Raw genomic sequence first — 20,395 nt, forward strand, 5'->3', positions numbered from 1 at the left:
AGTTGTTTTGCTCATTACCCTCTACTAAAGCCTTTTCATCAACTGTGCTCATAATGAGAAATCTCCCTTCAAATATATTCTTACTTAATAAAAGAAAAGCCAGTGCGCCTTCAATCGCACTGGTCTTTTGAATTTTTATACTCTCTTTGTAAATCGGAATAACCTACGTGTAATGCCTTTGACTCCATTCTCTTTACCTTCTCTTGATTCTTCGAAAGGACTTTCTTTTGCAGCTGTCTTCTTTTTCTTTGGAAAACCAACATTATCAATAAAGGTACTGACGGCACTATTGAAATCATCCCCGCCTCCCTGTAGAAGGTCCAACGAACGCTCTGCCATCGTCGGATCTTCTGGAAGTATAGTGAATACTTCACGCTCCATTAGTTTTTCAATGACCTTTACCAGTGGCTGAGGTGTCCGGTTTAGAACAAGTTTGATTCGGTCATTTTCGATTTCCCGGCTAAGTCGCTTTAACTCTTTAGCTGTATACATGCAATGGGCTACTTGTCCATCAATTAATACAACTACTTCATCAGCAAGTTTCAAACTTGCCGGTGTAACAGCCATTAGCAGCTCACTAGGAACATCAATAAAGATCGCTTGAAACCCTAGTTTATCTAGAGAGTCAATAATAAATGCTGGCATATCATGTTTTAACTTTAAAGATCCCGCAAAAAAACGATCTAGGTTTTGAGAAGGTGTTAATAGAAACAAGTCCTGAGGCAGCTCCGCCACAACGTCTTGCATCTGTCTACTATCATCATACTTTTCATGCGACCAAATATTGCTGTTCAGTAAGAAGTCCTTCACATCCCTATAGTCCTCCCCCTCCTGATTCTTTGAAATCCAGGTTTCAAGGTTTCTAGTAGGATGACTCATTCCCATTGAATATGCTGTAGAAGCATGAAACAGATCTAGTTCTACTAGAGCCGTCCGAATCCCCCGACTTGCTGTTTCTGTTGCAGCTGCACGTAGAAACGTATTTACGCCCATTCCACTATCACAAGACCATCCTGTAATGACTTTACTTGTTCTTTTGTTTACCGTCTCAATACCTTCATTCACATTATTTTTTATCATTGCCCAGTCACTCCTTTATTAGCGTCGCCGATCTGATCAATGCCTATTGTTGAACTTACGTTTGTACCTTCTATAGAAGTTTCTTTCTTCTGGATATTATTGATATCAAATTCTTTACTTAGAATATATGGTTTAATATCGTATGGATCTTTTTCACCCAGGTCTGGAATTGTATTTTCATCAGCACTTGGCACCATAATGATGGCAGAATCTCTGAACGCATTAGATGTCGCACTGTTCAACATTCTGAATTGGTCCTCAGTAACAGCCAGTTGTACCACGGTAGGATACAATTCCTTTTTAGGAGCAACGCTTTGACCCTGAGAATTTACAGTATTGGTTGTGTTTTTAGTTGTTAAGTCTTCTGCTTTTTTGTTCTTTGTACTTATTACTTTGATGCTTCTATACATTTTTCCTGAAACCCACTGCTCTTTCGTACCAGATGTTGCATTGCTTCCTTCAACCGCTTGGAACCAAATATCTACTTTAGATCCTTCGATTACATTACCAGCAGCAATTTCAAGTAGGTTTACATTACCAGTCCAAAGCACTTGCCCAGGTTCCAATTGACGTTTAGCATAATCTAATAATTCTTGTTCGCTGACAATCTTGTTTTGAAAAAAGTAACTGTTTTGTGAAAGTCCATATGATGCCTGTGTAAACTGACCTACTATTTTCGTCATATCCATCACAATGCCTGGAGGCAGTCCTTTTTTAGGTACATTTGTGTGTTCTATCATATCCGCAGTAATCTCGGTATGAGGGGGAATATCATTCTTAGCAAAATAAACCTGGGTCTCTTCCAGTTCTGAATTTACTCGAAACTGACTGATTGCATAAAATGAACCCACAACGATCAAAGCTGCCATTAAAGCAAGTAATTTTCTTTTCTTCATAATTTGTAATTCCTCCTGAATTTTATTGTTTTTCGTCCCAGATAAAAATGACCCTGTGACGAGGGTTATACCAAACATCATCTGCCTTGAGATACTTCATAGCCTTGGACTCACCGGGGAGAGACATTTGGGCTGCGGCATATGGAACAAGTCGTTGTACATCGTAAATCGCAGTGTATTTACTTTGTAGCGCTTTTTCTCCTGCATTCAACGTCCCATACACATAGAATTCATGATAAAAATCATTTAAATCAGTACGCGGTTTATGTTTTGTACGTATTCCTCCTTCTTCAACTGATCTCATCAGCGCAGTTTGCGTTGTATTCCTCGCTCCATCCTCAACAACAAACTTTTTTGTGCCAATGTCAACAATGTCGAGCAGAAAGAAGATTAGCGAAATAAAGATCATAAACCATAAAAGCTTCGCGGGTGATTGCATTTATGACTCCTCCTATCTACCTAACCGAAGGCAGGGATAAAAAATGAAAGTGTAATTCCAACTGACATTGTTATCATTACTGCTCCCGGTAAGATACGAAAATCTTTATTATCCAAACTGCTGGATGGCGCAAAAGCGTTCATGCCCGCCTTGGCCATGATATAGCCAATGGTGTTCTCAAAGATCGCTTTAACTACACGTTTAAGCCCGTATTTCCTACCAAAGCGATAAGCATCAATAAGAAATAAAATCAAAACAAGGCTAAAGAGAAATATCCTTAACGCTGATCGCATTTCATCTCTCACAAATCCCCCGTTAACTGCTAATACGTAGCAGCAAATCCCTAGACCATTAGTCATCATCATTTTAGTATCGCCAGGAGCTGTAGATCCCGCAGCCTCAAGTAATAATCCATAGAAAAGAAATGCGATACAACCCCATCCAACTGCCCATAAAACAGCAGTTCCTTGCTGTACAATAATAAGAGTTAAAAATAACAGCAAATAAAGAACATGCCATAAATTCTTTGTTATTCTCCAACGAACATCACAATACATATTGAATCCGTTGTAAACAATTAATAGAATCAAACTACTCAAAATCATTTCTCTATTTCCCTCCCTTTGAATTTCCTTCTACTCTTATAAAAAAACCTCCCTTTCGGGAGGAAGGTTTAATCTTTAGGCCAATTCCACATACTCTCATCAAAGTTATCCCAATCTATCAGTGATTGACTTTGCAATACGTCATAATTATCTTTCCACAAAGAAGTAGGTCCAGAAGGGAATAGTGGTGATGGAAAAGGTTCTTCCGGATTAATCTGTCTTACATAAAAGTCGTCCATTACCGTTCCAGAGACTGTATACTGCATAAGCACGCATTGGTGAAGAGCGTTAACTCCTTCTGCATACAAATCCACGGAAACTATAAAAGTTCCTGCTGGCATATTTAAACTGGTATAAAACGCTCTACCACCAGGATAGTAATAGTTTGTATCGTTCGGATCGTTTGATCCTGGATTTGAGCCTTCTTGGTATACCACTTCATCACCATGCTTTGCGACCCATGCTGTCGGCATCGCCCATGTAACTTCGTTACCTGCTGTCCTTATCTTTACTAGGTCAATATCCTGTAACGTCCCATCCTCTTTTGGAAAGTGTGCAACTGCTCTTGTAAGATTACCTTGACGTCCTCGATCTTCGGTATACTTGGCATCAATTGCAAATGTAAATCCTTGCCCAGCTTGTACTGTAGAACTTCCACCTTGAACAAGAGGAACATCAATACCGTTTATTTCATCTGCATTTTCCTCCACATATGACCCCGACAGGCTTGAAGATACATAGGCGTTGAAATATTCATAGTAATTTCCTTCGTTCCAATTGACACAATCACGTCCAATATAGGCTCCAGTAACAGGATGATAAATATTTTCATAACGGGAACAATACGAATAAGTTCCAGAAACACCTGTGGTTGCACCAATTGAGCAAAAGTTTCCATTTGGTGGCGTAGAACCAGTTATTTCAAATGAAGCAATTTGAGTATTATCCGCGTAGGTCGTTTCCGGATCAACTGGTTGTATATTTATTGTTGCCATCAAGTTGTATCCATTGCCTATGGCCATATTTCCGCTATTCCAATCAAAGAAAACCGTTCTTGTATCACCAGGAGATGGGAGTAGAATCGATTTAGTCTCTATAAGACTTGCATTTCCGTTGGCGTCTAGAATATACAGTCTAACGGCTGCCTGTTTCTCTCCGTTAGTATCAGAAGATAATTGTTCCCGTCCGACCACAACACGTGTGGTCACAGATGAATTCTGAGTAGCTGAACTAGCAGAAATTGTTTTCACGAAGTAATTTAAATTTTTGGACATCAGTTGATACTTTTTACTGATCTTATTATCAGTCCAAGCATTAGTCCCATCAGCTTTAGTCTCATTAACAGGCTTGTTATGATTTTTATTTATTTCTGCATCAAAATAAAGATAATTTCCGCCTGGTACAATAGGAAGAACTAGATTTGAAATCCATTTTTGTTCTCTCGGTGACAAGCTGAATTTCGCAGGCTGTGATTGTAGTGTTTGGTTAGTCCACCAGTCCAGATAAGTATCAGTGACCGTCTCTGTATAGCTCTCATTCTCCACTAAAACCTCAAAATTCACTGAGTTACCAATTTGTGGCTTAGTCGGATTTAACCGAACCTCTTTAGCTCTTAGATTAATCTGTACGGGACCGACTCTTACTTCTGTTCGATTATTGAGCCAATCGATCTCGTTCGTAGGTGCGTCCTTATTCGCATTAATGTTCAGTATAAGTAAGGCCGACTGAGGCGGATAAGTAATATCAAACGTTAGGCTACGCGTTTCTCCTCTCTTAAAGTTATTGATCGGAATTTTCGATACAGTATTTCCCGCCGTGTTCCAGCGCCAAGCCAAATAGGTTGATGCGATATCTTTACTCCCCTTATTCGATACATTCACAGTAACTTTGGCTGCAGTACCAGCAGTCTGGGGACTCCCAGGGGTGATTTTAACGCTTGATGGAATTATAGCCAAGTCGTTCTTATAGGTGCCTACTTTGAAATTTGTAACTGCTATACGATCGTAGGCATCACTGACGACCATGGTGAAATTCTGTACGGTACCATCCGGTGTAATAAGTGAACTCATTTCCGACATAGGAATACTACTATTGTAGTTGTACGTTCGTTTTCCAGAAGCATCAAAAATTTTATAGATATTTGGTGAAAAATCATTAAAACGTGTTTGGTCACTTGCTCCTGACATTTCTGTTGTTGAGTTCATGTAATTCAGAACGTCACCAAATGTTTTACTCCCCTTCATAATCCAGATCTTTTGCTTGTGACCTGAATAAGAATAAGTGGTAGTTGATATTTTCAGTTTACCAGTCGCTGCACTAACTAATTCACGCTGTTCACCATTACTTTCCATTCCAAATACAGCATGTATTTTGGGCCATGAAGTCACTGAATATGTCGTTTTAAAAGCCGGGTATGTGATACCACGGTTTACACCTTTTGTTGGTGTTTGCGCGATCATATCACCTTCATCCACTCCTCCACCCGAAAGACTAACAATTGAATTGAAACGAAAGAATAGATTTTCTGTTAAGTCTACTGGAGGAATTGCTCCGACATAATAAAAATTATCTGCCGATAATACGTTAGAACTTGAAGCTTTGCCATTCAGAACAGTATTTATTTTGTTTAACACATAACTTGGATTACCGCCTGCCCAATCAGCAACCTTTTTAATAGGAGTTCCTTTTTGTGTGGTATTAACATCACCATTCGGATAGTAAGGAACTAGTCTGTAACCATCACGAGCATCGAATTTATCAGCAGACTCCTGTTCAAGTATTTGAAACAAAAGGACAGGTAGATAGCTCCCTCCTGGAGTTGCATCTGCCCATGTACTAGTAATGACGTTTTTAAACCGAACATCGTCCCAAAGAGCGTAAGCCTTCCGTGATGCGAAAAGTAAATGATCTCCTTGTTCAGGACCACTTGCTCTTAAATCTCCTATCACTTGAGTTTTAACCTCTTTTGTATACGGATAGTATCTAACCCCATATTCCGGTTGAGGTGATGCTGCATCGGATTTAATAAAGGTAACAAGAAATATCAGAACAATTAAAAGAAGCGTTGTCACAAGGACACGCTTCTTTTTTAAATCTGAGGTTTGAACTATGTTCATGAATGCTTTGCCCCCCAGATAACAGCTCCGTCAGCTGAGATACTATTAACTTGTTTTGCCTCTGCACCTACATACATCGAAATACCGAACGTCCCTTTTAGCTTAAAGGTTTTTGTTTCGCCAGCCAGAACATCGACCATTGCTGAGCTCCCGTTCTCTCCGACCAAATATACGCTATAACCACTAGGAATATTATTAGGGAAGTCGATTGTGACAATCCCATCTTTCACCTGAATAGCATCCATAACTTGATGCATAAAAGATTCACTCTTTTTGTCTATAGGCATAAAACCAATAGCACGGGACAAAATCGTATTGGTAACTGTTTGCTTCTTTACTTCCTTCAATGTAAAGTCGCCTACATTTTTATTTTCCCATCCGTGTGAAGAGCTAGAATTATTAGATGAATTTGATGCACTATCATCCGGAAACTCTGGTAGTTTAGTCGTGTCCGATGCAGTAGTTGGACGTGGCTTTACTTCATTGAACCCATGGTCAACTGCATTTTTTATGAACTGAATCGCTTCTGCTCTTGTTAGTAACTCTGCTCCCGCATAACCCTTAACACTTGGCTTGTCTGTACGCCCTTGGGACAGATCATTTGCCAGCATATAGCGAATTGCATTATCTCCAGAATAATTCACACCAGCAGCCCCGCTTACGATTTCTGCCACTCGTCCTCTGCTCAACTTTTCAGCAGTTTTTGTTGAATCATCAATGCCTTTAAGAGACCAATTATACTTTTTTGCAAACGCATAATATCCGGAATACCATTTTCCTGTTCCTACTGGATTCTGCTTTCCAACAAAGGTATTGATAAGCATGGTCAGAAATTCTGCTTCCGTTACGGTCTGATTAGGTTTAAAAGTATGGTCTTCATAACCTTGTAGTATATTTTGTGTTACTCCCCAAGTGATCGTGTCGTGTGCCCAATACTGATCTGAAACATCCTTGAATGATTCATTAGCAAACGATGCTGACGCAACAGTGACAAATGTAAGAGCAACGATGATTCCATGTCTAATTTTTTTCGAATTTCGCATTGACTAGACCTCCTCTTCTGTTCGCTTCAATTATCTTGTATTAAAGTTATCATGACTCTAACTATTTACAACTCCCCAAGAAACTTGTAGATGGGTTTTTATAAAAAAAAAAGCAGCCGGGGGGGGCCGCACTTTCATAACTTGCTACAAACAGAAGTTTATCACAATTCTGTACACAAATCAATACAGAATTTACGGATTAAAAATTGCATCTCCAAGTATTAGTTGTGTATCTAATACGTCGCTCTTAAGAGCGATTTTAATTTTTGATTTATTTCTTAAATCTAATTCAACATGAACAGGAGCATCGTTGGGGTAGATATTTTTTGTGAAATAGGATACTTCCTTCCCGTTGATCACCTCGGTAATTCTAACCTCAACTGGTGTATTCGCGTATGCAGCTTTATTAGTTGAAGTTATGGTTTTCTTTACAGCCATATATGTAGATAAGCTGGCATATGGGTTTTTAGATAGATCTATCGCCGCTCTTGCGCTACTTCCTTTGAGAATGCCTCCCTGAATAAACTGCATCGTTCCCACTTTCAAATCGGTAGGTACTTTAGTTAGCATTAATGTTTTATCAATACTTCCACCGAAATCCGTAAGAGTTGTTGGTTCTGGACTCTTTTCGTTTACTTCCTCTTTAAGTTCAGGCTGTATTGCTTCGTCTAAAGTTATGGTGCGTTTATCATTGTCCCAACCCACATCCCATCCCATATTCTCCGAAATAGCCCTTAAGGGAAGATATGTCGTGTTATCTATCGTTACTGGCGTTACTCGAAGACCCCTTGCATCCTTTAACTCTAGTTCGATTCCATCCTTTATAACAACAATTGTTTCATCTCTAGTACCAGTCACTTCATTTAATGACATAGCCGTTGTTTTATCAGATATAAGAGAAACTGCAATGCCTATTAAAGCTGTATACTGCAGGAGTTGCTTAGAAAACAATTTCATTATATCCCCTCCCATCTGAAAATCGTATATTAATATCTATATACACCGAAATAGGTTGCACCTTTTCGGTACAACCCACCCTGTCCCACAACATATATTATACTCTAACCTTTTCATTCTGTACACAATAATATACAGTTATATAAATTTTATACCATTGCCAGTAATCCTAAGTGTTCTGCTATACCATCGTACAATTCTTTTTTCCATTTCAACGATTTTAAATCGCGATTTAATGTAGCAATAACTTGTACACCTAAAACATCACTCCATGGTATTTTAGCCCCAGTCACCTCTTGAACAACTAAACCTATTTTTCCAACATCAGCCCCCATTTTCCTTAAGCTTGAAATTTGAATATCAGCCATTCCAAGGTGCTGCTCAGTATCTTGTACAACCCAAACAGAACGAGTAGCCCACTCAATTGCTGTATGAATAATCACTGGAGAACTTTGACTTTGCAAATCTGCAATAATTGATCTCCCAGGAAATGCTCGCTGGGATCGATTCAACCATTCTTTTAATAAAGACTCATTGAATGTTTTCTTCACTGGAAATACCCACGGCGCACATAAAAATCGGTTGTTGCATACCGCCATTTCTTCCATCCCTTCTTCAATATCCGAGATGTTATACTGTGGCTTAAGATTTAAACGTCCGGCAAGTTGACCATAGCTAAATGCAATCTCAGCTAATCCAATATTATTCTCTATTGAAGCTTGTGTCAGTTGGACAGCGATATTTGTTGAACCAGCACCACCTTTTGGGGAATACAGAACGACTCGATGTGGTACTGTAAACTGTATTGGACTCTGAATATTGTCTGTCATCTTTTTACCAAGCTTGATTGTAGACAAATCAGGAAACTCCCCTGTTTCCTTTTCGAGAGTTACATTAACTTCTTGTTCGTCCTTCAGTTCTTTCCGTTCCCCGCGAATTGATCTAGGTCGAGATATACTTTTTATTTTGATTTGTATTTTTCCGACGAGAGAGCTTCCTGTAGGTAAATCAGAATCCTGCCTTGTTTCATTTACTTGTGTATCATCTCCTTTTTCAAAGTCGTTTTCATCGTTTGGAACATTCAAATTCGTGTTGCTTTCTTCTTTATGCTGATATAATTTTTGCCCTAACGCTTTGATGAATTTTCGGGCAGAATCTGTTATCGAGGTAGTGTTTGTTTCGTTGTCGGTGTCTGGTAGAATGTCTTCTGCAGTAACCTTACCCTTAACTTCTATATTCTCATAAATAGTAGTGGGTTCGGCGGCTAGGTCGCTCTGAACATTAACGTTCGTATACACACTTGCTTCTTGTGTATCAATGGAAACTTTCTTAATAAATTCCGTTTGGTTCTGGGTTCCGTCTGGGATCTCTATGGTACTAGTTGTGCTTTCTACGCTATCCTCAACTTTTTCATTAGCTGATTCTACAAATGATTCCGCTGGACGGTGAGCTTTATCTTTAACATTCTGATCAATATCATCCTTAGTAAGCACAGATGGGACTACTTCTGAGCTATTTGCTTTTATCGTTGCTTTTTCTGGTGCCTGATTCAATTCTTCTTTCGGAATATAATTAGCGACTTCGCTAAGGGACTTTGGAACTTTAATTAACCGTTCAATATCCGAAAGTGAGAGTGATTCTGTGCAGAGGAAGTCATAAAAGCTTTTTTTCACAAGCTTTTGCATAAACGATGTACTGGATCTTTCGAATAAAAGGAATGTTAATCGTCTACCACTTCCTTTATATTCCTCGATAAGTTGTAACATTTTCAACTCTCGTATTGTAATTGTCTCCTCATTCATTACACTTTCTTCAACAAGAATGGTATCTGCATTATTAAGGTTTTCTGCAATCTTCGCATCTTGTAAATCAGACAAAGTAGCCACGACTGAAATTCCGGAAAGCCTATTTACTGCTTCAATGATAGATTTTGTTGTAGATACTAACGCCACCTTAATTCCGTTTTCACTAATCAAAGCTTTTTCTGATACGATTGGTACTTCAGATTCAGTTTCATTACTTGCTAAGCTTTTTGTATCAGAAGAACGAGAAGGTGGGGCTTCATGATTACTTACATTCAACGAGTTCAACCATTCCTGAACTTCTGACCCAAAACCTTGTGGTTGACCTTGATATACGAGAGAAGGTATAGGCATACTTACAATATTTTTATAAAAACTGACGTTCTGGTCAATCAGCACCCCGTCCAACTTGGCTTTTTGCAAATATTCCATCGCTGCATTCCAATCTGAAATCAACGGGGAAATAGAAATTCTAGTTGAAACATGCTTTATATATCCTGAAAGCCGCTCGTAATGCTGTGGACGGCAGATAATTACTATATGCATCATTTACACCTCTTCCTGAAGAGAATTAATTTCGACTTTAACAACTTCCTTATCACCAGATCTAATATTCACTAATTATTCTCCCTTCAATTATTTGTAAAGAAATCTAAATTTCAGTTCCTACTGATGAAAAAAAAGCATGCCAGCCTGAGCCAGCACGCTTCTATTAAAAATAGTTTCGAATATTTTGCGTAATATCATTTACTATATTCATTAATTTAGTCATGTCACCCATAAATAGAAGCGAAGTAAAAGCAACTACCAATGAAATCCCACCTGCCGCCAAGGCTTTTTTAGAAAAAATGCCGAAAAGTAACAGAACAAAACCAAGTATAAGTGCAATAAGAAACAGGGGATAAGATATTCTTTCACCAAATTTTGATAAATCGTTCCCCATCTTTGTCATGCCTTTTCCAAACCTTTCTGAAGTTACTGGTGTAATATCAATAGCCCCTTGAGAATCACCAGTTGATTGATTGATGGATTGATTATTAGTAACGGTTCCTGTCTGACTATCTCCTGGCGCCGCATGTGCAGGTGCACCAAAGCAAAAAACAATAAACACAATCAGACTAAATACTCGAATACCTGATTTTTTCATATTCCCTTTCCTTCCCTTCTCATAGTTATTATCTTTAATGATTGAATTCCCTCTAGCTCCAACGGATTTCTCACCTCCTCGAATTAGTCTAAAATCTCATATATTCCGTAGGATCAACCTGTACGCCATTCACACGAATCTCAAAATGAAGGTGATTTCCAGTTGATCTTCCAGTAGATCCTACCCCTGCAACTTGCTCACCAGCTTTTACCTTCTGCTTGGGTTTAACCAAAACACTATTATCCAACAAATGACCGTATGCCGTTGAGAAACCATTCCCATGATCAATGATCACTAGATTCCCATACCCTGTTTGCTTGCCCACATAAGCTACCACACCATCAAGAGGAGCCTTTACAGGTGTTCCTGCGACTGCAGCTAAGTCTAGTCCTTTATGATTCTTAGATTCCCCAGTAAAGGGATCTGTCCGAACAGCAAAGGGGCTTGAAATGGTATATAAACCAGAATCTACCGGAAGTATTGCGCTTGCCCAGAGTGGGGCCGGCTTTGAGAAGAGATCTGCAAACATTAGAACATCATCTACATACCAGTCTGCATGGTTATATTGAAAGATTGCTTTCCTAGGGTCCGAATTCATACCGTTCTTGTTCAAGTAATTTGCAGTGGAAAATATCGCGTCCCAAATATTCCAAGGGTCTGCTTTACCATCACCATCAGCATCCACACCATAACCGCCTCCTGATCGAATAACTTCAAGGTTGGTAATGTCTAAATCAGTAGATACTAGACCATTACCGACATTGTAAGTCCATCCAACCCATGTAGCCGGCATAAATTGGGTATGACCTATTGCACCGGCAGATGAAACCATCGTTGGTTCAGTTGAAAAGACTGTCTCGACTCGATGAATTGCAGCAAGGTAATACCACGGTACGCCATACTTGGCTTGAGCTGCCTCATAAATAGGAAGAAATTCAGCTGGTACCTGAGCGCTTACATAACCGCTCCCGCCAAGTTGCGCAGCTCCGGGAGGAAATAAAAATTCAGAGAAATTCGGATCATAAGCTTTCGCAATTTCAATTACTAAATCCGTATCATCCTTACTTAGTCCGTTGTCGACTACGTATGTCGTCAGCCGATCACTTGATCTTGGAGTAGTGATAATCTGACTGATAACCTCTCTAGTTACTGTTGTGGTATCAGGTGCTGTACCTGTAGTTTGCGTTTGCGATTTATAAGTCAAGGTAACAACTTCATTGAATTTATCTACTTTAGAAAGAAGTTTGGATTCATAATTTTTCGTTGAACATTTAATCTTGGGAGCGGTGACTGTATCAATTTCTCCCTCTTCTCCTTCAACCACTGGTGGAGTTACAGCTTTACACTCCGTTACTTCTGTGGTGGTTGTTTTCCATGAAAATCTTGGTCCAAGCGCTTTATAAGTTTTCTCAGGATCAGGATTACGATGTATTCCATCTCCCGTATAAGGATCTCCGATTAAGCGATCCGCCCCAGCAATTAAGGCCCAGCTCACATTGTAAGATTTGGCCTGTTCAAATTGACTAAGAGAAAAAGGTCCAGCTTCTTTTGATCCAAAACTCATATCAGCTGCTGAACCGAGTCCATTTTCGGACAATTTCTTATACTGCTCAATGAGTTTCTTGTCTTTTTCCAAGTCCCATTCTGTATCACCATCATCCAAAGCGAAAATAGAAGGTGATCCGGTCGCTACCCGAGTTTCATTTGGCTTATCTAAAAATATTGAGAGAAATGCAGAACATAAAATCACAATTAATAAGATACCTAGTATCCATGGACCAGCTACAGCCAATATTTTGAGTACTACTTGTTTCAGTAATTTCTTTCCGACCTGTTTTAAAACGTGCTTTATAAGATGTTTTGCTGCTTGCATGCCCCGCTGCAGCATACTCTCAAGGTCCATCAGTAATAGCACCTCCTATCTAAATAAAAAAAGACCCAATCTGTCTTAGCAGATTGGATCCTTCTGTACTGTCTAAAATAGCCTTTTTACTTAGCCCTTATAAATCTGTTTCCTGTCCACTTGGAGAATTATCATTCTTAAAAGCAACCTAAACAGCGTAGGCGCATTATCTTAATTGGAATGACCTTCATCACTTACCTGTCTTTTCGCCCCCTCTGAAATAGTTCGAGAAGGACCTGCAGACTGTACTGGGGGATTCACAACTCTAGAGGAATCTTGACCAATTGATGGTATAGAACCATTATTATATGATCCTGAGTTACTATTGTGTCCTGAACCCACAGCCCCTGTGTCGTTATTTCTAACAGGTCCGCCTGTTAGAGTCCTTTTGCTAGTTGAAAGCTGCAAATTATCAGTATTTGAGCTTGTTGGCCCTTGTGTACTACGCGGATCTGAAAGGTCTGGGGTTCGATTACTTACAGAACCGGATACGCTAGAAGAGCGTTCCACACCATTCGGAATTGGAGCTGATCCTTGAACATTATGAGAACTTGGAATGTTAGCTGCTCCATTACCAGAAGGACTGGTAATGTTTCCTTGAGGTCCTGAATCTTCACTCCCAACCCCCCTGTCTCCGAAACTAAACCCCATTCTCTCTCCCCCCATGCCACCAGATCCTGGACTTTCCAGCGGTGGAATGGGACCGTAATCAAAGGACGAATCCATTCCACTCCCACCGCTATGCCCCTCAAGCGAACCTGATGGATTCATAGGGGAAGGAAACGTAGGGAACATGTTTTTATCTTGCGTTCGATTAACCATGACTCCACTGTTATCTGCTAGAGGAGTATGAACTATTCCAGGCAATTCAAGTGGGCCTCTCCCTGGAGACATACCCACACCTGCAGGTAATGCTAATAGCGGATCCCCACTTTTTGGTGGAAGCGCTAAAGGGTGGGGAGCGGGTTCAACTTGTGTTATTGGATTATCTTTTCGATATTCGCGCCAACCAGCGATTCCTTCTTTTAAAGCTCCACCCGCTGCTCCAACGTGTTGCTTCATAAATCCCGCGCTTTTTGCCCCTAGAGAAGCTCCAACAAAACCTCCGCCAAAATTTCCAGTTAGGGCTGAACCCGCTATAAACCCTGCAGCACCCAGTATTGCTGTGGGTGCTCCTTTAAGAGCCTTATTTGCACCAGATTTAAGACCACTCGACATTTTTGAAGATGTAGATCCTATGGCGTACGCTGCCCCTCCCTTTAATCCTCTGGAGGCTGTAGCTGCTCGCAATCCACTATTAAAACTTTGCCCATCATTTCCAGATTCTCCTTCAAAGTCGAAACCAGACTCTACCCCTTGGCCAGCGCTGCTTCCAGCACCGTTCATCGAATATCCAGGAACAGCGCCACTATTCATACCATTAAAAGAAGGAACATTAAGAGCTCCACTATTCATTCCGTTAAAAGAAGGAGCATTAAGAGCGCCAGTATTATTAATAGCTTGATTTAATCCTGAAGATAACCCAGCTCCTGCCATAGCACCTGCACCACCTGCAATGGATGATGAATTTTTACCAATACCATTCGCGCCTAAATTCATCATGTTACCACCACCATTATTTCCAAAACCACCACTTATACCTTTGACCATCATTGTCATAGCTGCAAGTGTTCCTCCACCCAAACCTCCTTTAACTGTACCACCACCAGGAGCTCCGAATAACAAACGTATAAGGCTGGTTAGTGTAGGCATTCCGATCAGAAAAGCAAAGAGTACCCAGAAGTTAGCATCATTCACAAGTACAGCCACAAAGAGAGCATATCCAAGAGCATGACCCGCTTGAATAAATACCTGTGAAGCCAATTCTCTAAACCACAGATCCATCGCTTTTTGGTTCCCAGGAAATATACTCGCATAAGATACCCAAGGAAAGATAACCATTAGAAATAAGAGAGTTACCATACGCATTGCGTATTGATAATTCATCATACCGATACAAACAGCCATAACCAAATAAAGAATGGCTACTGGGAGGCTTGTTACACCTTCTACAGCAACTATTCCAAGTAAGTCAAATTGCGAAACATCCCATCCTGTTGCTTTATATAACCCATCGATGGCAAAAAGGACGATCACTTTGTTTGGGAAAAACACGATTTGAAATAGATATCCAGCAAGATACAATCCTAAAAAATAGAAGATTAAGCCGCGTGTCATACCACCAAGTGTAGACTGTCCTTGGAAGGTGTTTCCCTTATACATATAAATAAATGCCCATGCTAATACCGCTATAACAGCCAAATAAGCACTTACACCAATGAATGAACTATAGAAATCATTAAGGACATTGAATACCCCAACATCAAATGTATTTAATATAAGACTTGGATTATCCTGATTGAAAATTAGTTCGTTATAATCTTTCAAACTCAGTACATGAATAAGAAAATCTGTGAATCCTGTAAAGAGTTTGGCCAGCGTCTTCTCCAAATAAGAAGGATCCTTACCTTCATTACTGAATGATTCTCCAAGCATTTGGTCTTTCAGAGAATCCATCTTATTTTCCGATTCAGTTTGATTGCTTTTATTCCCTTCAGCATAGGCATGCTGTACCGATATGGTCGATACAGTAAATCCGATTAAAAGGAGAATGACAAAGAGAAATGCCGGCAACCGTCTTCGCTTCCGCATCTCAGCCACTTAATCACACTCCCTTAACCGCTTCCGCATAGTCATTAGGATTTGTTGTATATAACCAATATTCATTATCAGTCGCCTGCATTTGTACAATTGTAGACTCTTCATCTACTTTCAGTATACCAACACCACTGTTTGCTTTTAGGAGAAAAGCGGCTTCACCTGAAGCAAGATTGAACTTTCCTTGGACGGCTTCGATATCAATTGCTTCTTGACGCAGTAGGAGTTTAGTAGGTGCGTTTTTCAGAATACCCATTCCTTCAGGCTTTCTCAGGAAAACTTCGAACCCTTGAGTTACCGCGCACATGGAAACATTTAGTTTCCGACCACGTCGATATGAATTCTCCAACCATTTTGCTTCTTCTTCTTCCTCCATCATAAGTTGTGACTCATCGACAACAATTCGTTTTTTCTGAGTACGGTCTTTTTTTGCGAATTTCTCCCATATCCATTTTGTTGAAACGAAAATTCCAAGAGGTTTCATCCATTCTTCTTCCAGGTCTGCAACAGAAATACCGTAAGCACTAGCACTGCCAATAGAGAAAGTAGATTGTCCATCAAAAATGGCTTTCGATGGATCACCCCCTTCTCGGGTAAATAGCTTGACAACACCCCAGATTGGTTCCAGCTCTTTATATTTCAGCATAAGTTGATAGTGGTCATGTAAAGTTGGTGATGGCTTCTGTACCCAAACTCCATCTTTTAATTCATATAAACTACTCGGGTCCTCATTTATTTTAAAATCTCGATACAACTGCAATATACTTTCATATACCTTAACCTTTACCTGTCCAGTCAGAGCCTCTGGGCTAACAATACGTATCATTTTAAAAATGAACGCCTGCACAGCTTTATAGCACTCATCCATGATAACCTTGACTACGCCATGCTCGTCCTCTTCCTCCGCAACATCATAGAGATTTATGCGCTGGTAGCCTTCTGACTTTGGAGATAACTCTGCGTATGCTCCACCCATAGCTAACACCGTGTTTTTATATTCACGATCCGGATCTACAATTGCTGTTTTTATTCCTTGGGCTGCGCTTCGTCGTGTAAGAATTTTAATAGCGAATGATTTACCAGAACCAGACCTCCCAAACACGACCATATTCTGGTTAGTTAGACGCCTGTCCCACCCATTATAAAAAACAGGACGACGATACTGGTCAAAGCCCAAGATAACACCGGTTCGATGCGATAGTCCACCGTATCCATAAATGAAAAAATCAGCTACATTACTCGTTTCCATATCCATCATATTTTCTGAAATAAGTGCTTTATCACCGATGCCGAGCGATGCACGCCACATCTCCAGCTGTCTTGTATCAGCTGATTGGAATTTCACCCCAATTCCACCAAGCCTTTTAATAATCGTTCGGCTTAATCTACGAAGCATCTCAGGAGTCTGACTGGCAACACTCATGATAACTGAGGTTTTGAACAATTTCTCTTCGTTGATCCGAAGACGTGACATTTTCGCATTCAGATCATATAACTCTTGTCGGATGTTCCCTTGCTTTGCCGGATTCCGTTCCTGTTCCAGTTCAGCCTGCAATATCGCCACTCGATTGGCCAGCCGATTCATTTCTATGCTAGCCTCAGCAGGTTCTATTACTATAGTTAAGTCCACATCCCCATCGCCTTCTGCAAGCATGATAGGATCAAGCATGCCTATCCATGTAGTGCGTCCAGTGAACTTCATGTACCATGAGCGAATATAACGAGCTCCTAAAGTATTATCACCGATTTCTAGCCAATAATCTGTTGCTTTGTTTTCACCAGGTAGACGTTCTATCATGGAAGGAGGAGCTATAAGCTGCTTTTCATGTTCCGTAAATCCCTCTTCGACTATAAATTTCTGTTCAGCTGGTACGGTATTTGTCTGTCTCTTTTTGAAGAACCACTTCACTGTGCAGACGCTCCTTTCGTATAGTGCATTTTACTAAACGAATGTAGTGTTTCGTTTTCTTCAGCAGTACGATTGATCATTTCTTCCAGTGTGATCAAACTTGATATTTCACGATTTCCAGACCGATAAAGATACTTCAGCACTTCTTTACGGTCCATTAAATTAGTTGACATTCCGATACTTCGCAATGCACCCTCACAGATCCTTGTACTATTTGTTAGCTCTTGACGAGCTGTATCAATATCCTGAGATGAATTTTTAGCACTGTTTTTCCGTAAAATATCATTCAAAAGAGGATTAGAAAACTCTGCCCCCATATCGTTTAAATATCGATTATCAGTTTCCAAAAAAACGTAATAATACCTGTCAGAGATTTGGTTTCTTTCCAAATATGCTGTAAACATCAATCTTTGTTCTTCGACATATTCAATATTATTAACATCCCCCGTGTCCGTTGCTTCTGCAGCGAGTTCGTCAAAATAATCTTCAAGTTTGTAAGGATGGCTCTCAGTTTTCAATCTTAAGGGATGTGGAATAGCATTAATAAAATCTCGAAATGTACTCCATATGATTTTTTGCTCAATAGTTGATTTCAAAACAAATGATATTGGGAGCACTTCAATCATGTAAAAATAGCGATCGTCTTCGGTATAGATTAATCCATCTGAATCAACTTTTTTAACCGTAAACCAATCTGCAGCTTTAGTTTTCTTTGATCCTTTCTTTTTCCTCTTCCCGCTAAAATGTAGCCATAGATATACTGCAACCAGTCCAGCGACCAGAAGGTAATCCGTCATTTTGTGTATCCTCCCTTATTTCCATATTCATCTCTAATCAAAAAAAGGCTCGCCTGTATGGCGAGCCTTTTTTCTTCCCTTTATAAATTCTCTGCCGAGTGAACAAGGGAGTGACTTGACAGTGTTAATGTCATTTTGTAACATCACAAAAATTTACGCTTTCTAATTCGGCAATGAATATAATTAAAAATATACTTGTGAAGCGACAAACCTGTTCTTGGATGTTTGATGTGTGCAAAAGCTAAGCAAATTAAGAACGGAATGAGATGAAAAATATATCCGAAAGGACCAATACCAGGAATCGGACTAATAATCCCCCCCAATTTCATAGTTATCAACCCTCCGAGCGCCCACCATCCAACTTGTGGGTAGGTCAAACTATAAATGACTGTGCTCTTTTCGTTACTCTTAAAGGCCAATAAATGTTGTTCTCCATACATAAGATGGCCTCCCTATTTTTTTGGCGCCGCTGCTGTCCCAGGGTCAACAGGAGTCGAATCTGGAATAATGCCGTAAACAACACCGACAATTTTATCTGCGAGAATTACCAATACAACTGCCCCGATAGTCCACTTAATTCTTTCTTTCCCTGCTTGGATCTTCTGTGAATCACCGTTCGCAGTCAAAAAGAGGATACCAGCCCAAACAATAAATGCAACAGCTAGAAAACCTACACAATATCGAAAATACTCAACAGCCTTTGTAGATCCGCCCTTAATGGTTTCCTTTAATGCATTACCATTCGTTGGATCGAGTGTTGTGGCGTGTGCGACTGCTGCAAAAGTAAAGCATACTACCATTACCAAAAACAATTCAAACCAAAATCGCTTTGTCTTTAAAATCCCCATTCTTTTATCCTCCATGTCAAAGTGTTATTGGCCCGGTTTCCTAAATTAAATTCATCATCAAAATCCCAAGTCACCCCCTACCCTAAAAAAAAACTTCTCTCTATGAAAGAGAGAAGTCTTTTTTCTATTCTCAAATTATTTTATGTAACATCTCGATTCAACCTGAAATAGAATTTTCTATAGATTGAATTACAGAAAGGCAAAGCCAAAAGAAATAAAATTATTCGGATTCCATCGTGATCATTTTGGTATAAAAAAACCATACTACCAACCAGTAAATATAAAATACATGTAAAATAAATGCTCCGAACAATAGCTAATCCCACACTTATATCTCTACCTGTTATTATCTTTTTTAAAGACTCAATCAAAATGACAATAGTAATTGAAGGAACAAACATTAGCAGATATATGCCAATATAGTCTATATCCAGTCTACTCACAGCCAGCAATCCAACTATAAGAAGTACACGGTTGTAAATCCGATCTATCAATGTCGTTACTCTAAATCCATTCCATGTATCTCCGTACATAACAAATTGTTTTAGCCATCGTATACAAAAAAACTTGTAATGAGAGTTTGGGTATCTAATGATCTTTCGCCTCATGGTTAATGACAGATCAATTAAACTAATCAGTATAAGCAAACTTCCGAATAAATAAATTAACACTATTCCCCTCTCCTTTAAAATAATTCTCTATAAATTTAGCTGCAGCTTCAGCACCTCCTCGACAGCTCGCATTTGTTCTTTTGATAACTTCGTTATATGGTCATCAAGTTGAACTTTGTCCACGGTTCGGATTTGTTCGCACATAACAACCTGCATTCCTACAATGGTATCTATGATAATCTGACAATCCAATTTTTTTCGCATCGCCTTCTCTACTTGACCTGAGAGCATTACTACCACAACCGTAGTGGAGTAATAATTACCTTTATTGTTTGATATAATCAAAGCCGGTCTAAAACCATCTACTTTTTGAACACTTCCTACTTCCTTATGAGTATCCTTAATCCAATAAATTTCTCCTCTTGATACCATCATTCTTTTTTTTTTAGATTCATTTAATATCCTACCCTTTTTAAATTCATCAGAATGATTACTAGTAGCACCTCGTTCATTTACTGCTGGCATCCCCATGTTGCCGACTCCCT

16 protein-coding genes are annotated in these 20,395 nt (G+C 39.6%); all 16 read right to left on the reverse strand.

Features of this window, described 5'->3' with window-relative positions; all coding sequences use genetic code 11:
- Positions 1 to 135 precede the first annotated feature (135 nt).
- The gene (locus tag CA598_RS19925; RefSeq protein ID WP_094877622.1) at positions 136 to 1,080 is read right to left on the reverse strand and encodes a CpaE/TadZ family protein; all 945 of its coding nucleotides are present in this window, start codon (positions 1,078 to 1,080) and stop codon (positions 136 to 138) included.
- Positions 1,077 to 1,976, reverse strand: a complete 900-nt coding sequence (locus CA598_RS19930) for an SAF domain-containing protein (protein ID WP_094877623.1) — start codon at positions 1,974 to 1,976, stop codon at positions 1,077 to 1,079. The genes CA598_RS19925 and CA598_RS19930 overlap by 4 nt, the downstream gene beginning before the upstream one ends.
- A 22-nt stretch (positions 1,977 to 1,998) precedes the next feature.
- Positions 1,999 to 2,415, reverse strand: coding sequence for a hypothetical protein (locus CA598_RS19935; protein ID WP_094877624.1), 417 nt, complete (start codon positions 2,413 to 2,415; stop codon positions 1,999 to 2,001).
- Between the two features lie 20 nt (positions 2,416 to 2,435).
- Positions 2,436 to 3,020: a hypothetical protein gene (locus CA598_RS19940; protein ID WP_094877625.1), complete on the reverse strand. Its 585-nt coding sequence runs from the start codon at positions 3,018 to 3,020 to the stop codon at positions 2,436 to 2,438.
- Positions 3,021 to 3,088: 68 nt separating this feature from the next.
- Positions 3,089 to 6,136, reverse strand: coding sequence for a CARDB domain-containing protein (locus tag CA598_RS19945; protein WP_094877626.1), 3,048 nt, complete (start codon positions 6,134 to 6,136; stop codon positions 3,089 to 3,091).
- A complete protein-coding gene (locus CA598_RS19950; RefSeq protein WP_094877627.1) occupies positions 6,133 to 7,179 on the reverse strand; it encodes an S-layer homology domain-containing protein in 1,047 nt (348 codons plus the stop codon). Before CA598_RS19950 ends, CA598_RS19945 begins: the two co-directional genes overlap by 4 nt.
- A gap of 192 nt (positions 7,180 to 7,371) precedes the next feature.
- Positions 7,372 to 8,136, reverse strand: a complete 765-nt coding sequence (locus CA598_RS19955; protein WP_179283719.1) for a stalk domain-containing protein — start codon at positions 8,134 to 8,136, stop codon at positions 7,372 to 7,374.
- 149 nt (positions 8,137 to 8,285) lie between these two features.
- Positions 8,286 to 10,487 (reverse strand): CpaE/TadZ family protein, encoded by a 2,202-nt coding sequence (locus CA598_RS19960; protein ID WP_143812428.1) that lies wholly within the window; start codon positions 10,485 to 10,487, stop codon positions 8,286 to 8,288.
- A gap of 163 nt (positions 10,488 to 10,650) precedes the next feature.
- The gene (locus tag CA598_RS19965; protein ID WP_094877630.1) at positions 10,651 to 11,085 is read right to left on the reverse strand and encodes a hypothetical protein; all 435 of its coding nucleotides are present in this window, start codon (positions 11,083 to 11,085) and stop codon (positions 10,651 to 10,653) included.
- Positions 11,086 to 11,173: 88 nt separating this feature from the next.
- Entirely contained in the window at positions 11,174 to 12,988 is a 1,815-nt protein-coding gene (locus tag CA598_RS19970) for a peptidoglycan DD-metalloendopeptidase family protein (protein ID WP_094877631.1), read from the reverse strand.
- Between the two features lie 171 nt (positions 12,989 to 13,159).
- The gene (locus CA598_RS19975) at positions 13,160 to 15,688 is read right to left on the reverse strand and encodes a hypothetical protein (RefSeq protein ID WP_094877632.1); all 2,529 of its coding nucleotides are present in this window, start codon (positions 15,686 to 15,688) and stop codon (positions 13,160 to 13,162) included.
- Positions 15,689 to 15,692: 4 nt separating this feature from the next.
- Positions 15,693 to 17,594 carry a VirB4 family type IV secretion system protein gene (locus CA598_RS19980; protein WP_094877633.1) on the reverse strand — a complete coding sequence of 634 codons (1,902 nt, stop codon included), beginning with the start codon at positions 17,592 to 17,594 and terminating at the stop codon, positions 15,693 to 15,695.
- A complete protein-coding gene (locus tag CA598_RS19985; protein ID WP_094877634.1) occupies positions 17,591 to 18,391 on the reverse strand; it encodes a hypothetical protein in 801 nt (266 codons plus the stop codon). The genes CA598_RS19980 and CA598_RS19985 overlap by 4 nt, the downstream gene beginning before the upstream one ends.
- 143 nt (positions 18,392 to 18,534) lie before the next feature.
- Positions 18,535 to 18,831: a hypothetical protein gene (locus CA598_RS19990; RefSeq protein WP_094877635.1), complete on the reverse strand. Its 297-nt coding sequence runs from the start codon at positions 18,829 to 18,831 to the stop codon at positions 18,535 to 18,537.
- Positions 18,832 to 18,843: 12 nt separating this feature from the next.
- A complete protein-coding gene (locus CA598_RS19995) occupies positions 18,844 to 19,239 on the reverse strand; it encodes a pilin (RefSeq protein ID WP_094877636.1) in 396 nt (131 codons plus the stop codon).
- Positions 19,240 to 19,937: 698 nt separating this feature from the next.
- A complete protein-coding gene (locus CA598_RS20005) occupies positions 19,938 to 20,381 on the reverse strand; it encodes a type II toxin-antitoxin system PemK/MazF family toxin (RefSeq protein WP_094877638.1) in 444 nt (147 codons plus the stop codon).
- Positions 20,382 to 20,395 lie beyond the last annotated feature (14 nt).

The sequence above is a fragment of the Paenibacillus sp. VTT E-133291 genome, assembly GCF_002264395.1.
Lineage (GTDB): Bacteria > Bacillota > Bacilli > Paenibacillales > Paenibacillaceae > Paenibacillus_AQ > Paenibacillus_AQ nitricinens.

What these genes read in the sequence shown, in the direction of transcription:
- CA598_RS19925 (WP_094877622.1), bottom strand. Translation starts at nt 1,080, where the DNA reads ATGATAAAAAATAATGTGAATGAAGGTATTGAGACGGTAAACAAAAGA.
- CA598_RS19930 (WP_094877623.1), bottom strand. Translation starts at nt 1,976, where the DNA reads ATGAAGAAAAGAAAATTACTTGCTTTAATGGCAGCTTTGATCGTTGTG.
- CA598_RS19935 (WP_094877624.1), bottom strand. Translation starts at nt 2,415, where the DNA reads ATGCAATCACCCGCGAAGCTTTTATGGTTTATGATCTTTATTTCGCTA.
- CA598_RS19940 (WP_094877625.1), bottom strand. Translation starts at nt 3,020, where the DNA reads ATGATTTTGAGTAGTTTGATTCTATTAATTGTTTACAACGGATTCAAT.
- CA598_RS19945 (WP_094877626.1), bottom strand. Translation starts at nt 6,136, where the DNA reads ATGAACATAGTTCAAACCTCAGATTTAAAAAAGAAGCGTGTCCTTGTG.
- CA598_RS19950 (WP_094877627.1), bottom strand. Translation starts at nt 7,179, where the DNA reads ATGCGAAATTCGAAAAAAATTAGACATGGAATCATCGTTGCTCTTACA.
- CA598_RS19955 (WP_179283719.1), bottom strand. Translation starts at nt 8,136, where the DNA reads ATGAAATTGTTTTCTAAGCAACTCCTGCAGTATACAGCTTTAATAGGC.
- CA598_RS19960 (WP_143812428.1), bottom strand. Translation starts at nt 10,487, where the DNA reads ATGATGCATATAGTAATTATCTGCCGTCCACAGCATTACGAGCGGCTT.
- CA598_RS19965 (WP_094877630.1), bottom strand. Translation starts at nt 11,085, where the DNA reads ATGAAAAAATCAGGTATTCGAGTATTTAGTCTGATTGTGTTTATTGTT.
- CA598_RS19970 (WP_094877631.1), bottom strand. Translation starts at nt 12,988, where the DNA reads ATGGACCTTGAGAGTATGCTGCAGCGGGGCATGCAAGCAGCAAAACAT.
- CA598_RS19985 (WP_094877634.1), bottom strand. Translation starts at nt 18,391, where the DNA reads ATGACGGATTACCTTCTGGTCGCTGGACTGGTTGCAGTATATCTATGG.
- CA598_RS19990 (WP_094877635.1), bottom strand. Translation starts at nt 18,831, where the DNA reads ATGTATGGAGAACAACATTTATTGGCCTTTAAGAGTAACGAAAAGAGC.
- CA598_RS19995 (WP_094877636.1), bottom strand. Translation starts at nt 19,239, where the DNA reads ATGGGGATTTTAAAGACAAAGCGATTTTGGTTTGAATTGTTTTTGGTA.
- CA598_RS20005 (WP_094877638.1), bottom strand. Translation starts at nt 20,381, where the DNA reads ATGGGGATGCCAGCAGTAAATGAACGAGGTGCTACTAGTAATCATTCT.